Annotated in this window: 10 protein-coding genes, 1 tRNA gene and 1 pseudogene; 6 read left to right on the top strand and 6 right to left on the bottom strand. The window is 59.2% G+C overall.

Annotated elements, in window-relative coordinates; genetic code table 11:
* Window positions 1-52 precede the first annotated feature (52 nt).
* The 3 genes from NW851_RS05005 to NW851_RS05015 form a co-directional block, all read right to left on the bottom strand.
* Window positions 53-949: a sulfatase-like hydrolase/transferase gene (locus NW851_RS05005; protein WP_414337198.1), complete on the bottom strand. Its 897-nt coding sequence runs from the start codon at window positions 947-949 to the stop codon at window positions 53-55.
* Window positions 937-1,449, bottom strand: a complete 513-nt coding sequence (locus NW851_RS05010; RefSeq protein ID WP_414337199.1) for a hypothetical protein — start codon at window positions 1,447-1,449, stop codon at window positions 937-939. Before NW851_RS05010 ends, NW851_RS05005 begins: the two co-directional genes overlap by 13 nt.
* A gap of 122 nt (window positions 1,450-1,571) precedes the next feature.
* A tRNA-Val gene (locus NW851_RS05015) sits at window positions 1,572-1,643 on the bottom strand.
* 294 nt (window positions 1,644-1,937) lie between these two features.
* Here NW851_RS05015 and NW851_RS05020 point away from each other — a divergent pair.
* A complete protein-coding gene (locus NW851_RS05020; protein WP_414334232.1) occupies window positions 1,938-2,699 on the top strand; it encodes a segregation/condensation protein A in 762 nt (253 codons plus the stop codon).
* Between the two features lie 186 nt (window positions 2,700-2,885).
* Here NW851_RS05020 and NW851_RS05025 read toward each other — a convergent pair.
* Window positions 2,886-3,179, bottom strand: a pseudogene (locus NW851_RS05025) (DUF6679 family protein); the annotation flags it as partial.
* A gap of 413 nt (window positions 3,180-3,592) precedes the next feature.
* Here NW851_RS05025 and NW851_RS05030 point away from each other — a divergent pair.
* The 3 genes from NW851_RS05030 to NW851_RS05040 all read left to right on the top strand — a co-directional run bounded on the left by NW851_RS05030 (window position 3,593) and on the right by NW851_RS05040 (window position 6,800).
* Window positions 3,593-4,483 carry a prephenate/arogenate dehydrogenase gene (locus tag NW851_RS05030; protein WP_414334234.1) on the top strand — a complete coding sequence of 297 codons (891 nt, stop codon included), beginning with the start codon at window positions 3,593-3,595 and terminating at the stop codon, window positions 4,481-4,483.
* 68 nt (window positions 4,484-4,551) lie between these two features.
* On the top strand, window positions 4,552-5,301 hold the full coding sequence (locus NW851_RS05035; RefSeq protein WP_414337200.1) for a cytochrome c biogenesis protein CcdA: 750 nt from the start codon (window positions 4,552-4,554) through the stop codon (window positions 5,299-5,301).
* 80 nt (window positions 5,302-5,381) lie between these two features.
* Window positions 5,382-6,800 carry a cytochrome c biogenesis protein gene (locus tag NW851_RS05040; protein ID WP_414337201.1) on the top strand — a complete coding sequence of 473 codons (1,419 nt, stop codon included), beginning with the start codon at window positions 5,382-5,384 and terminating at the stop codon, window positions 6,798-6,800.
* A gap of 159 nt (window positions 6,801-6,959) precedes the next feature.
* Here NW851_RS05040 and NW851_RS05045 read toward each other — a convergent pair whose 3' ends face one another.
* Window positions 6,960-10,013 (bottom strand): PAS domain S-box protein, encoded by a 3,054-nt coding sequence (locus NW851_RS05045; protein ID WP_414337202.1) that lies wholly within the window; start codon window positions 10,011-10,013, stop codon window positions 6,960-6,962.
* Window positions 10,014-10,805: 792 nt separating this feature from the next.
* Between NW851_RS05045 and NW851_RS05050 the strand changes: the two genes are divergently transcribed.
* Window positions 10,806-11,066, top strand: a complete 261-nt coding sequence (locus tag NW851_RS05050) for a ferredoxin-thioredoxin reductase variable chain (RefSeq protein WP_414334953.1) — start codon at window positions 10,806-10,808, stop codon at window positions 11,064-11,066.
* Here NW851_RS05050 and NW851_RS05055 read toward each other — a convergent pair.
* The gene (locus NW851_RS05055) at window positions 11,063-11,536 is read right to left on the bottom strand and encodes a phycobilisome protein (protein ID WP_414334952.1); all 474 of its coding nucleotides are present in this window, start codon (window positions 11,534-11,536) and stop codon (window positions 11,063-11,065) included. The genes NW851_RS05050 and NW851_RS05055 overlap by 4 nt on opposite strands.
* 263 nt (window positions 11,537-11,799) lie before the next feature.
* Here NW851_RS05055 and ftsH point away from each other — a divergent pair, with 263 nt between their 5' ends.
* Window positions 11,800-13,716: an ATP-dependent zinc metalloprotease FtsH gene (gene ftsH, locus NW851_RS05060; RefSeq protein ID WP_414334951.1), complete on the top strand. Its 1,917-nt coding sequence runs from the start codon at window positions 11,800-11,802 to the stop codon at window positions 13,714-13,716.
* The last annotated feature ends 106 nt before the right edge of the window (window positions 13,717-13,822 follow it).

Consider the following 13,822-nt stretch of genomic DNA (forward strand, 5'->3'; position numbering starts at 1 on the left):
GCGTGAGCGGCGCGGAGCGCTTGGGCCTCTGGGAGAGGGGCTGGGTGTTGTCCTAGCGAATTTTTCCCTCAATAAAAGGCACCTCTAGCACCTTTTCGTGGTGGATGGGGCCATGGCCGAAATAGCCCCCTTCCCCGAACAATTCGCCGTGGTCGGCGGTAACCGTGATGTAAGTGTTTTTGGGAACTAGGTCAAACAGTTGCTCAAAGACCCCGTCCAGGTAGCGCACCGCCTCGATCTGCCGTTGGCGCAGCTCCTCCAACTGGGCAGCGCTGAAAAAGGGGATCCCGGTCTCTTCCCCTTCATCCAGGCGCTTTAACACGCCATTGACCCCAGAGATGCGGGGCCACAGGCCGGGATCCTCATCCGGCAACGCGTAGGGATAGTGGGTTTCGCCCACATTTAACAAGTAAAAGCTGGGGCGATCCGGCTCGAAGCGCAACTGCTCCACCATGGCCGCCATATCGTTGTGCTGGGGCATGAGGCGGTAGGAATCGAAGTCGCGATTGAGCAGGGTGCTGGGGTTGAGCACCGGCAGGGAGACCATGGCGTGGGTGGTATAGCCCAGTTGGTGCTTCAGTAGCGTCGGCAAATAGAGGTGGGGCAGCAGATGCTTGAACTCAATCGGTTGGCGGGTGCCGAGGCGCTCGTTGTAGCGCAAGTAATCCTGCTTGTAGTGTTCGGAAGCAAAGACCTGGGTGGGGCTGGTGTGGGGCAGCAGGCCCATGAGCAGATTGTAATGGGCGGGAGCCGTCCAGGAAGCGTAGCTCCAGCGCTTTTCCAGGGATCCCAACTTGAGCAGATGCTTGGGGTTGGCAGCCAGCAGGCTGTCGAAGCGGCAACTGTCGAGAACGATCAGCAGATAGTTATTCTGTCCCTGGGGTTCCGGTCGAGGGTCGGACTCAGACAAGGGAGCCGCAGAAGATCGCCACCAGTTTAGGAGTCCCATTCCTCTTCCTCCTCGACAGGATAGGGCCGTCGGACGATCCGCCAGTTGGGGGCTGTGGCCGCGTCGCCTTCCTCCTCAGGTTCACCGGGTTCGCGAATGCGTTCCGGCGGGATATTGGAATAGGAATAGCGGCCTGCCTGGGGATCCGGCTCCTCCTCCGGCAGATCCTGAGGCAAATAGTGGTCAGGGGGGATGATCTGCGCTTCCAAGAAGCGCACTCGCTCGATGAGCTGGTTTAACTTGCGGATTGCCTGTCGCTGGAACACCCGGTCATGCAGCCGCCAAGCGCCCACATACAGAAACCCCAAGCCCACTCCTACCCCATAGGCAGTCAACAGCGTCAGCGACAAAGGAATCGCAGCGCCGGCTTGACCGGCCACAACGACCGCTGCTGTGGATCCCCAGTTTTGGACGAGGAAGACGAGCAGGATCAGTATCCACAAGCCCAGGAGCATGGAGCGGATGCTTCTGCTCGCGTCGGCGGAACGGAGTCCTTGCATGGCCTCAACCCTTTCATTACGCTATCCTGCTTCCTCTTCTCCACCGGTCCGGCAGCGGAGAGCTTGGCCGCGCCCCAATCCAGAGGGATGAACCCCCTGGCTTTTCAGAGCAACTGAAGAGATGGGCGGTACAAGATTCGAACTTGTGACCCCTTCCGTGTGAAGGAAGTGCGCTACCACTGTGCTAACCGCCCGTAGGTACTACTTTAGCAGCTATCCGACTAGAGCAGGATTCTATATTATGCGATGATCGCTTGACAACTCCCCGACCTGCTGGCTTGCTTCCGCATAGCGATAGGCAGGAGGATTCTGGGATGATCGAGTGCCCCGCCCCTTACCAAGGCCTGCGGCGGACGGGGCTTGTACCCCAGAGCCAAGGGTCAGCCGTTGAGCCGAAAAGCCGGACGGCCATAGAGATGCGGAGATGTCAGAGATAGCCGGGATCCGGCCTGAGGGCTACAGTAAGGAGCAGGGAGCTGTAGGGTGCTATGGCCTACTCACCGACCGAAGAGGCAATTGCCCTGCTCATCGATCTGGCAGAACGCGGCGAGATCGACCCCTGGGATGTCCAGGTTATCGAGGTTATCGACCGCTTTCTGAGCCGCATAGCCTCCACCAGCAGCAGCCATGACCTGTCTGAGTCGGGACAAGCCCTGCTCCATGCTGCCATGTTGGTCTATCTCAAGGCGATGGCTTTGGCAGAACCGGAAGTAGACGAGGGTGAGCCCAGTCCGGCGGATGTGGAAGCGGATCCCTTGCCAAGCTGGTCTTTGGCGGACTTGGATGGCGTGTTGCAACCCAGGGCGGTGCCGCGTCTTCAACGTAGCCGGCCTGTCACCCTCAAAGAACTCATCGTCCACCTGCAAGAGCTGGAAACCCTGCTGGAGCACCGGCCCGAAGCTGCCCCAAAGCCCCTATCCCAACGGGTTTCTCGCCAGCAAGCGCTGTCAGCCATCACCCAGCTAGCCCACCCGGAGAATCTTTTGGAAACCACCGCCGAGCTGGAGTCGCTGCTGGCTCAACTTTGGCAGCAGGGCCTGACCCAGGTCAGCTTTGCGGCTCTCCAGCAGCACTTTTGCCAAAACGGCAGCAGCGGTGCCATTCACCCCATCCAAGTCTTCTGGTCATTGCTGCTGATGGCTGCCCGCTCCCAGGTAGAGCTGTGCCAAGAGGAGTTCTACGGCCCATTGACCATCCGCCCCTGCCCAATGGGATCCCTCCTCCCCACAGCTCTACAAGCTGAACTCTAGAGAACCACTCTAGTCGTGGTTGCTCTCCCGCTGCCCCTCGACATCCTGCCGGGCACGATCCACCCGTTTGAGATCTTCCCCAGTTGAGCGCACCGGCAGCTCGGCAGGAGTCTCCCGATCCAGGTAGTAGTCCTCGACGAGGCGCTCGCCGCTGGGATGATCTTCCCCTTCCGCGGGCAACAGTGGCGAATGCAGCAATTCAGCAGGGGGACAATCTTCCGAGATGAGCAAATCCGACGTGCTAAGCATTCCCTTGGGAATGGTGGAAAGGCGCTGGGCAACAGCCCCAATGCTTTCCAGACGAATCATCTCCTCCCAAGAGCAGATCTCCTCCTCGTCTTCCGTTTCGTAGCGAACCAGGATGGTATCCCCTTCGATATCGAGGATCTTGGCTCGTTCCAGCCAGCGTCCCTGATCGCGCAGGTAGATCCACACATCCTTGCCTTCGCGGCTGAGTTGATAGATCCTACGATGAAGCACGGTCCCCTCCTGAAGTGAAAGATCCGGGTGAGTTGTGGGGGCTACCCAGCTCATCCCTCCATCTTAGCGGCTGCATACCGAGGCTGTATGCTTTTCCACAGGGCAGCCAGAGCCTTTGCTTCTGAGGTGTTGGTTCTTCAGGAGGAGGAAGGGCGCCACCAAAGCACCTGTTGACTTAGCGTGACTGGGGATCGCCAGCCTATCGAGATATGGTTATTTCAAATAGCAATGCAACGGTTTGTTACGTCGTTATTGCGACGCAACGCTGTCGCGAAGGTGCCGCCCTAACTCCCCTCTCCCTCTGGGAGAGGGGCTGGGGGTGAGGGATGTCCCGGAGGGAGAGGGGTTGGGGGTGAGGGTGGGAGTGAGGAACACTTGGGGAGTGTCTTGATCTGGTTTGAAGTGGCCATACCATGCGCATTGCCATTGTCGGGTTGGGGTTGATCGGCGGATCCCTGGCCCTCAAGCTAACCGAAAAGGGATATCCCGTGTGGGGGATGAGCCGCACCCCGGCCACCTGCCAACAGGCTCTGCAACGGGGCGCTGTTCAAGGCTGTGGAACCGAGTTGGCCCAGTTGGCCCGCTTTGACCCTCAAGTGGTGCTGATCTGCACCCCTTTGGATCAGGTGTTGGCCACCCTAGCCGCCTTGGTGCCTTATCTATCGGCAGAGACCGTGGTGAGCGATGTCGGCTCGGTTAAGCAGCCCATTGTTGCTCCGGCAACCGAACTGTGGCCTTTGTTCGTGGGAGGGCACCCCATGGCCGGCAAAAGCCTACAAGGGATCCAAGCGGCAGAAGCCGGCTTGTTTCGGGGGCGGCCTTACGTGCTCACTCCCATCGCCAAGACCCAACCGCAAGCTCTTGCTGCCATGAAAAAACTGGTGGCTGCTGTTGATGCAGAAGCCGTTTGCACCGATCCCGCGCGACATGACCAAGCGGTGGCCTGGATCAGCCACTTGCCGGTGATGGTCAGCGCCGGTTTGATCGCAGCCGTCAGCCAAGAGGCGGATCCCGCCATTCTGCATTTGGCTCGCACCCTAGCCAGCAGCGGATTCCGCGATACCAGCCGTGTTGGCGGAGGGATCCCGCAATTGGGTTTGGAGATGGCCCGCCACAATCGGCAGGCGCTGCTGACTACCCTGTGCAGCTACCGAGCGCAGTTGGGACAGATAGAACGGTTGATCGAGGGTGAAAGGTGGGACGAATTGCTGCTGGTGCTGCAACGAACTCAGCAGGAATGGCAGCAGTTCCCGGTTAACCAGCCCCGCAGAGTTCCTCAAGACCTGGGCAATGAGGAAGGGTAGCGGGCGCAGCTCCGGTGGGGTTGGGGACGTTCGTGCTACCTTGGGCTTGTGTTGGACGGATTGAGCTTATGTCGAGTATGGCCCAGCTTTGGCTCTACCACCTGGAACAATGGGCAACCCAGCTTGTCCAGAGTCAACTGCAGCACCTCTCTCCCGTCAGCCTGCTGGCGGTGGGCCTGGCCGGCTTGCTTACCAGTCTTTCCCCCTGCACGCTATCGATGCTGCCGGTAACCATCGGCTATATCGGCGGCTACACCCCCAACCCTGATGAAGGGGCCGGAAAAGTGCGTCGGCACATCTGGGCCCAATCTTTGGGTTTTGCGGCTGGGGTGGCTTTTACCCTGACCCTGCTGGGTTTAGGGGCAGCTTTGCTGGGCCGCGTTTACGGACAGACGGGATCCTTTTGGCCTACTGTGGTGGGGGGAGTTGCTATTTTGATGGGGCTCAACCTGCTGGAGGTGATTCCCCTGCGCTTTCCCGCTTGGTTCAACCGGTTGGAGATCCCCGGCGAATGGCCCAGGTTAGGCCGGGCAGTGTTGCTGGGATCCACCTTTGGCCTGGTGGCCTCTCCCTGCAGCACGCCGGTTTTGGTGGCTTTGCTGGCTTGGGTTTCCACCACGGGGCAGCCCTGGGTGGGGGGCGGGTTGCTGCTGGCCTATGCGCTGGGGCTGGTCTTGCCGCTGCTGTTGGCAGGGGTGTTTGCCGGCTCGCTCAAGCAACTGCTGGCCCTGCGGCGCTGGTCGGGCTGGTTCACCTATGCCAGTGGCGTGGTGTTGGTGGGCTTTGGTACCGTGACGATCCTCTCCGCTTGGGCCTGAGGGATCCCTGCCGCTACAGGCTAAGATGGGGCTGCACTCCAGTTGGGAGCGGCATCCAAGTCTTGAGCTAACAACTTCCCATGGTTATCCACCCTCTTCCGCTGTTGCGGCGGTATTGTCGCCATGAGCTGCTGCCGCTGCTGGCGGATCTGCGCCTAGCCATCGGCCTTCTCTTGGCGATTGCCCTTTTGAGTGCTGTCGGCACGGTGATCGAGCAAGAGGAGACGGTGGCCTTCTACCAGGCTCACTATCCTGAGCATCCGGCCCTGTTTGGCTTTCTCACCTGGCGGCTGATCCTCCAGCTGGGGTTGGATCACGTCTATCGCACCCCTTGGTTTCTGGCCCTGTTGATCCTGTTTGGCAGCAGCCTGGCCGCCTGTTCTTTCACGCGCCAGTGGCCGATGCTCAAGGTGGCCCGCCGCTGGAGCTACCTCACCCGTCCTTCCTCCTTCCAGCGGCTGCCCTTTTGGGCCTATCTGCCCCAACGCTCCCTAGAGGGGTTGCCGCAGCGGTTGCGCCAACGGGGTTATGCGGTGTTTGAGGAGGGATCCCGGCTCTACGCCCGCAAGGGGCTAATCGGGCGGTTCGGCCCCATCTTGGTGCACGTCAGCCTGCTGCTAATCCTGTTGGGGGCCATCTGGGGCAGCATCGGGGGCTTTAAGGCCCAGGAGCTGATCCCCAGCGGTGGGGTTGCCGCCATTGAACATGTAACCGGGGCAGGGGATCTGGCTCATCTGCCCACCTGGCAAATTCGGGTTAACCGCTTCTGGATCGACTATGCCCCCGACGGACGGGTAAAGCAGTTTTACTCAGATCTCTCGATTCTGGATGGGGGACAGGAGGTCAAGCGCCAGACCATCTCTGTCAACCATCCCCTCTCCTACCGCGGCGTGACCCTCTACCAAGCCGACTGGGGCATCGACAGCATCCGCATCCGCCTCAACAACAGCCCCCCCTTCCAAATTCCAGTGGTGCCGGTGCCCACCCAGGCGGGCAGCAAGCTCTGGGGCGCTTTTGTGCCCACCCGACCGGATCTAAGCGAGGGCTTGACGCTGTTGTTGCCAGATTTGCAGGGGACGGCCCTGCTCTACGACACCCAGGGCCAGTGGGTAGGATCCCTGCGCCAGGGCATGAGCCTGGCCCTCGACGAAGTGGCTCCGCAGCGCTTTCCCAACCCCCTTACCCTGCACCTAGATGAGGTTATCGGCGCCACCGGCCTGCAAATGAAATCGGATCCAGGGATCCCTCTTGTCTATCTTGGCTTTGGGCTGCTGATGCTGGGGGTGGTGATGAGCTATTTCAGCTACAGCCAAGTTTGGGCTCTGGAGACGGAAGCAGGGCTTTACCTGGGGGGCAAAACCAACCGCGCCCTGGTGACCTTCGAGCGGGAGTTTGCCCACCTGGTGGAGCAGCAACTGCTCTCCTCTCCCCCTTCTCCGGCAAAAGAACTCAATCCCGCCGCTCGCGTCAGCGGGACGGAGTCCTTAGCCAACGGCTAGCCTACCCAAGTGGCGTCTGTTTGACCAACAACACTGCCCAGGGTTATCTAGCTCCCCTCTCCCTCAGGGAGAGGGGCTGGGGGTGAGGGTGTTCCTCAGGGAGAGGGGCTGGGGGTGAGGGAGTCCCTCAGGGAGAAGGGCTGGGGGTGAGGGAGTCCCTCAGGGAGAGGGGCTGGGGGTGAGAGCAGAACTGCCCAAATCTGGCAGGCTGACTGCAAACAGGGTGCGGTTCTCGCCGCTTTCCACCCGCAGGATCCCTTGCAGCAGCTCCACCGCCTTTTTCACCAGCGGCAGGCCCAAGCCGGTGCCCCCCTGGCGGGCGTAGTCCAGTTGCGGGATGCGGTGGAACTTCTCGAAAATGCGGGGCAGGTGCTCCGCTGGGATCTCGACGCCGGTGTTGATTACCTGCAAATGGAGACCCGAAGAATCGCCCGCCACTTCCAGGTAAACCTGCTGGCCAGCAGGGGTGTATTTGGCAGCATTGGCCAGCAACTCGCTGAGGATGCGGGTGAGCAGCCCCACATCGGTGCTGAACAGGATGGGTTCAGAGGGAATGCGGGAGACAAAAGTGAGCCGGCGCTCCTGAAAGCGCAGAGCAAAGGGCGGCACCAGCTTTTCCAGCCACTCTCGCACCTCGAAGCGGGCAATCTCCAGACTGCGGCTGCCGGCCTCTAGCCGCTGCAGATCCAGCAGGTCGTTGACCAAGTCCAGCTCTTTTTGCCACTCCTGTTTGAGGATGTGGAAATAGGGGATCTGCGCCTCGGAAAGACCGCGCACCTCCAACATTTTCAAAGCCATTTTCATGTTGGTCAGAGGCGTGCGCAGCTCGTGGGAGACCATGCTGAGAAACTCTTCTTTGAGCTCGTTGAGCCGCTGCAGTTGCCGGAGCTGGGCCTGGATTTCTTGGTAGAGGCGGGCCTGGCGAATGGCGATGCTGCACTGGGTGGCCACCTGCTCGGCAAAGTGGATCTCGGCTTCAATAAACCCTTCCTGGGGCAAGCGGACTAACTTGAGAAAGCCCAGCAACGAGACCGTTTCCACAAACAGGGGGCAGGCGAGTAAGGTGCAGCGCCCCCGCAGCGGGTGATCCGTGCTGAAGTAGAGGGTCTGGCCTTGGCGAAGCTGGCGCAAAAGAACGGGATCCAAGGGCAGGGTAACCTGGCCTATAGGGGGCAGGGATCCCGCCGCTTCGTAGACCAGCGTGTAGGTCTGGGTTTCCGGATGGATGAGGGCCACACCGCAGGCGCCCAGTTGGAAAGCCTGGGTCAGCTCCCGCACCACGGTGGCCAAGATCTCCTGTTCGTCCAGGCTGGAGCGCACCTTGTCGCCAATGAGCCGCAGCATTTGCTCGTACCTTACCCGCTGGGCCAGCTCGGCATTGCGCACCTCCACCTGGTAGCGCAGCTCGGCATTGGCAGCTTGCAGTTGCTCAAACAGCTCCGCCTGTTGCAGCGCCAGCCCCAGTTGATCGGCAATTTGTCGCAAAAAATCCGGCATCCAGGGATCCCATTTTTTGGGGGCGCTGCACTGGTGGGCAATCAACAGCCCCCAGAGGCGGGCCAGCCCGCCGTCTGTGCCTTCAGGGCCAGCCGACTGCAAGATGGGCACCACCAAGTTGGCCCGCACCCCTAAGCTGGCCAGCAGCTCCCGGTGGCAGGGCTGGATGGGGGCAGTGTCGATATCTTCAATGGCGGAAATGCGGCCCTGCTGATAGGCTTGGTGCCACTGGGTTACGAAACAATGATCTTCGATAACCAGGCCCAGCAGGCTCAACTCTGGCCGGCTAACCGATTGCATGGCGATCTCGCCCACCCAATCGGGGAAAAAGCGGTAGATCACCACCCGCTCCACATCCAACAAACGGCGAACTTCCTCTACAGCAAAACTGAGGATGGACTCCACCTGCAACGATTGCCGGATCCCTTGGACGATGTGGCTGAGCAGCCGGGCTTGGTGGAGCTGCAATTGAACCTGCTCCTGGGCCTGCTTGCGCTCGCTGATATCGACAATTGAGGCGACACCGTAAATCTGTTTCTCGGGAGTCTCCGCCGCAAAAGACGAGAGATCCACCCACCGGATCTCGCCACTTTTGTGGATGTAGCGTTTTTCCATCCGGTAGCCGCGGCGGCGGCCCGCTCGTATTTCTTCGACATAGATTGCCTCCTGCCGCAGATCCTCAGGATGCGTTATGTCGGCGTAATTCATGCTCAAGAGCTCGGCCTCGGTGTAGCCGGTGAGCTGGCAAAAGCTCTGGTTCACCTTTAGCAAGTGCCCCGCCGCATCCGTGACCGCCATGCCCACCGGGGCTTGCTCGAAGAGACTTTGAAACAGATCTTGCTGATATTCCAGAGAGTGCTGAAGTTGTTGCTGTTGGTTTTGCAACTCTTTTTCCGGGGTCAAATCCTGTACGCTGACGATCATGCCGATTACCTTTCCCTGGGCATCTAGCCAGGGAGCCTCCAAAATCCGCACTGGAAACCGTTCCCCGCTGCGGCGCCTGAAGGTCAGCTCCCATCCCTGCGGTGGCCGCCCCTGGGCAAAGGCGGCGGTAATCTTGCCCATCTCTTCCGGGGGCCAATAGACAAAAGGGGGATCCTTCCCGATGAGCTCCTCCTTGGGCCAGCCCACCATCGTGGCAAAGGTCTCGTTGACGTAGATCTGTCTGCCTTGTGGATCGACGGCGGCAATGCCCAGAGGAATGGCGCGTTCGATGGCAACGCGCAAATTCAGGGTGGTTTGTAGATCTGGTAGATCCAGTTTCTCCGTTGACGGCTCCCTCCAGACTGCTACTGAAGGCGGCGGGCCTAAGGTTAGCCGCCAGCACAGCTCATCTTGGTTCACCACCCCCAACAGGGATCCCGCTTCGTCCACCACCGGCAAGTGGCGGATCCCGTGGGCCCGCATCAGCTCCAACAATGCCAGGGGATCGCGGTAGTTGCCGACGGCCAAGGTCACGACCGGGGTGGTCATCACCTCAGCCAGGGTGGATCCCTGCCAAGAGCGGTCGCTGGCCACCCACCGCAACACGTCCACAGCCGTCAAAATGCCCACCACTCGGCCTGCGTCCACCACCAAGGCGTAGGGCCAGGAGCCATTCTTTTGCGCCAGCAGGGAGAGAAGCTCGGCAAGGGAGCTGTTAAGCCCGACCAAGGGCGGCATCCGGCCAAACAACTGTTCCAGGGATCCCAATGGAGAGGGCGAATCTTGCGCCATGTCAGAGGACAACTGAACCTTAAAGTTACAGTCAAAAAAAGTTTTAAATAGTATCGCGGCCAGGAGCCTTTAGCCAGAACCAGACAAAATACTTAGAGATAGTTTTGACTCTAGGTAGCTGATGGTTTTAACCTAACTTTAATCTCACAATTAAGAGTACCACGTCGAGTAAAGAAGTTTTGGGTCTTGACATAAATCTTTACATCTATTCACTATTTAAACTTACCATCCAACTAATTTATGTTGGTTTATGGACTGAGACTTCAGGAACAAGTTAAGCTCTTAGCTTGCTATTAAATTTTCAACCCTAGGTTGTGACTCTTACACCTTATCGAGATTTTGCCTTTGTCTAAAAAGGGACAATCACCATCTTGTTACTCTGTTTTTTCAAGTATCTTTGCGTCATCGGCTCAAGCTTTAATTGGTTTGATTGAAGACAGATTTGATAAGTTTTGAGAGGTCTCCAGATTGCCTGAGATCGATCCGTGCCGCTGAGGCGATCCCTTCCAGCCCTCCGACCTCTGAGAGGGGAGTTGGGAAGCGGTTCAGGCAATGACCGTGCTCTTGGATCGGCTGGAGTACAAGGAGGGATCCCTTCGCTTAAAGTGGGGCTTCCTTCGGCTAGGCTCGTGGCTGGAGCTTGCGGAAAGATGCTCGCTCCACTCAAAGAAAACAAAAACTCCTGTGGTAGTTTCCACATACTTCTTCATATCTTGAAGACTTGCTTAGAGATTGAGCTAGAGTGTTCTCAGTCAGTTTCTCTGGTGGGCCACTTTTTGGGGAGGAAAAGACATGAAAGTTGGAGATCGAGTGCGGGTGCGTACCAGCGTGATCGTCTATCACCACCCGGAATATCGCAATCAACCTTTTGACCTCAAAGGCATGGAAGGGGAGCTGAAGGCCGTGATTCAGGATTGGAATGGCCGTCCGATCAGCGCCAATTTTCCCTTTCAGGTGCAGTTTGGCAACAAGTTCCGGGCTCATCTGCAGGCCGATGAGCTAGAGTTGGTTGAGCCGGCCAACTCAGCAGAGTCTGCCGGGACGGCTGCCTAGTTGAGGCTCAGCAGCGTGCGGTTGGTTTCCAGAATCGGCCTGATCAAGTCGGCTTCCGCGGGGGTGAGGTAATTGGCCATCACCTCTTGCAGGAAGCGGTAGGTTGCCTCGCAACTGCGTTGGGTGCGGAAGGCCCGCATCAAGGTCTGAAACCAGTAGAGAAACCGCTCTTTGTAGCGTTGCTCATCGTCCAAGAGCATGGCCAAGGCGGAAAGGCGCAGCACCCGAACGGTGTCAGCTTTCCACTTGTTACTAAAGTCTTCCACCCCCCGCATGAGCAAGTAGGGATCCAGCGCGCGCATTTTCATCTCCACATCCCGGATGATCTGGGCTTCTGCCGCTTGAATCTTGCGATAGGCGCTCAGGCGTAGGTCAAAGGAAGCCAGGTAGGTTTCCATGAATTGCAGCTCCTCATCCCTGAGATAGCGCCCATCGGCAGCGATGCTCAGTTGGCGCAGTTGAGTCAGCATGGGGCTCCTTGGGCAAGCTGGAATGGGTGAGAATGAGAAAAAAACACCCCCCTTGGCTGACGGCACAGCCTGGGTCTTTTGATCCTATCCCTAAACTCCTCGCCAGAAGAGCAGGATTGCCGGGATCCTCGGCAACCCTCTCAGTCAGGTTAATATTAATTAACAGTCTGTTGTTGCAAGAACCTACTCGACCCCAGATTGTTACCTACGAGTGGCCATCTGCGAGTTCGATTCAAAAACACCCTTTGGGAGGAAACACTTCCGTGAGTCAGAAAGGTAAAAACAAAAAATGGAGAAGCGCGGGGTTGTATGCGCTGCTGGCCATCGTCTTGATCTCCTTGGCCACCACCTTCTTCGGCACCCGCCCGGCTGAGCGCCTGGAGATCAGCTACTCCGACTTGATCAGCCGCGTAGAACGGGGCGAGGTCAGCAAGGTTTTGGTGGAGACGGCCCCGGATGGTCGCCAAGTGGCCATTGCCGAGGCAGAAATCAACAACCGCGCCACCCAAGTGCAGGTAAATCTGCCCCCCCTTACTCCAGAGTTTGAAAACACCCTGGTTGCCAACGGGGTGGAGCTGGCGGTGCGCCCGGTTCAGGAGGAAGGGCTCCTCGGGCGCATTCTCAGCACCTTCTTCCTGCCTGTTTTGCTGTTGCTGGGGCTTTTTTTCCTGCTGCGGCGCGCTCAAAATGGCCCTGGCAGCCAGGCCCTCAACTTCGGCAAATCGAGGGCGCGGGTGCAAATGGAGCCGAAAACTCAAATTACTTTCAACGATGTGGCCGGTATCGAGCAGGCCAAGCTGGAGCTGGCAGAGGTGGTGGATTTCCTGAAAAATTCAGAGCGCTTTACGGCTTTGGGAGCCAAGATCCCGCGTGGGGTGTTGCTGGTGGGCCCGCCCGGCACGGGTAAAACCCTGTTGGCCCGCGCTGTGGCCGGTGAGGCGGGTGTGCCCTTCTTCTCCATTTCTGGCTCTGAGTTTGTGGAGATGTTTGTCGGGGTCGGTGCCTCCCGTGTGCGGGATCTGTTCGAGCAGGCCAAGCAAAATGCCCCCTGCATTGTCTTCATCGATGAAATCGATGCCGTGGGTCGGCAGCGGGGAGCTGGCCTGGGGGGTGGCAACGACGAGCGGGAGCAAACCCTGAACCAGTTGCTGACCGAAATGGACGGCTTTGAGGGCAACTCCGGCATCATCGTTATTGCCGCCACCAACCGTCCCGATGTGTTGGATGCGGCGCTGCTGCGGCCCGGTCGCTTTGACCGCCAAGTGACGGTGGATCGCCCTGATTTTCAGGGCCGTCTGGAGATCCTCAAGGTGCATGCCCGCGGCAAAACCCTGGCCGCCGATGTGGATCTAGAGAAATTGGCCCGCCGCACCCCTGGGTTTACCGGTGCGGATTTGGCCAACCTGCTCAACGAAGCGGCCATTTTGGCGGCCCGCCGCAACCTCACCGAGATCTCGATGGACGAGATCAACGACGCCGTGGATCGGGTGTTGGCCGGCCCGGAGAAGAAGGATCGCCTCATGAGCGAGCGGCGCAAGGAGCTGGTGGCCTACCACGAGGCGGGCCACGCCTTGGTGGGATCCCTTTTGCCCAACTACGACCCGATCCAAAAAGTGACGATCATCCCCCGCGGCCAGGCGGGTGGCCTCACCTGGTTCCTGCCCAGCGATGATGACATGGGGCTAACCACCCGTGCCCACCTGAAAAACATGATGACCGTTGCCCTGGGCGGACGGGTGGCCGAAGAGGTGATCTACGGGGAGTCGGAGATCACCACAGGGGCGGCCAGCGACCTGCAACAGGTGGCCCGCATTGCCCGCAACATGGTCACCCGCTTTGGCATGAGCGATCGCCTGGGGAATGTGGCCCTGGGTCGCCAATATGCCAACATCTTCCTGGGCCGGGAGATCGCCGCAGAACGGGACTTCTCTGAGGAGACGGCAGCCCTCATCGACGAGGAGGTGCGGCGGCTGGTGAATGAGGCCTACCAGCGGGCCACCTACCTGATTCGGGAAAACCGTGCCCTCTTGGAGCGCATCGCCCGCCGCTTGGTGGAAGCCGAGACCATCGATGGGGAAGAGCTGCAGGCGATCATCGACAGCTCTGAGGTGGTGATGCTGCCGCCTGAGGAGGAGCCGGAGCCGCTGACCTTCCCGGTAACCCTCAACGCCAACGCCTAGGCCCCTCTCCTGTGCCTAGACCTGGGATCCCTGCCTTTTCCCTTGAGGAGGGCAGGGATCTCGATTTTTGCCTGATGATAGCCATCTCCCCTCTCCCTCTGGGAGA

This window comes from Synechococcus sp. H55.7, from assembly GCF_047462395.1.
In the GTDB taxonomy this organism is placed as follows: domain Bacteria; phylum Cyanobacteriota; class Cyanobacteriia; order Thermostichales; family Thermostichaceae; genus Thermostichus.

What these genes read in the sequence shown, in the direction of transcription:
- NW851_RS05005 (WP_414337198.1), bottom strand. Translation starts at nt 949, where the DNA reads ATGGGACTCCTAAACTGGTGGCGATCTTCTGCGGCTCCCTTGTCTGAG.
- NW851_RS05010 (WP_414337199.1), bottom strand. Translation starts at nt 1,449, where the DNA reads ATGCAAGGACTCCGTTCCGCCGACGCGAGCAGAAGCATCCGCTCCATG.
- NW851_RS05020 (WP_414334232.1), top strand. Translation starts at nt 1,938, where the DNA reads ATGGCCTACTCACCGACCGAAGAGGCAATTGCCCTGCTCATCGATCTG.
- NW851_RS05030 (WP_414334234.1), top strand. Translation starts at nt 3,593, where the DNA reads ATGCGCATTGCCATTGTCGGGTTGGGGTTGATCGGCGGATCCCTGGCC.
- NW851_RS05035 (WP_414337200.1), top strand. Translation starts at nt 4,552, where the DNA reads ATGTCGAGTATGGCCCAGCTTTGGCTCTACCACCTGGAACAATGGGCA.
- NW851_RS05040 (WP_414337201.1), top strand. Translation starts at nt 5,382, where the DNA reads ATGGTTATCCACCCTCTTCCGCTGTTGCGGCGGTATTGTCGCCATGAG.
- NW851_RS05045 (WP_414337202.1), bottom strand. Translation starts at nt 10,013, where the DNA reads ATGGCGCAAGATTCGCCCTCTCCATTGGGATCCCTGGAACAGTTGTTT.
- NW851_RS05050 (WP_414334953.1), top strand. Translation starts at nt 10,806, where the DNA reads ATGAAAGTTGGAGATCGAGTGCGGGTGCGTACCAGCGTGATCGTCTAT.
- NW851_RS05055 (WP_414334952.1), bottom strand. Translation starts at nt 11,536, where the DNA reads ATGCTGACTCAACTGCGCCAACTGAGCATCGCTGCCGATGGGCGCTAT.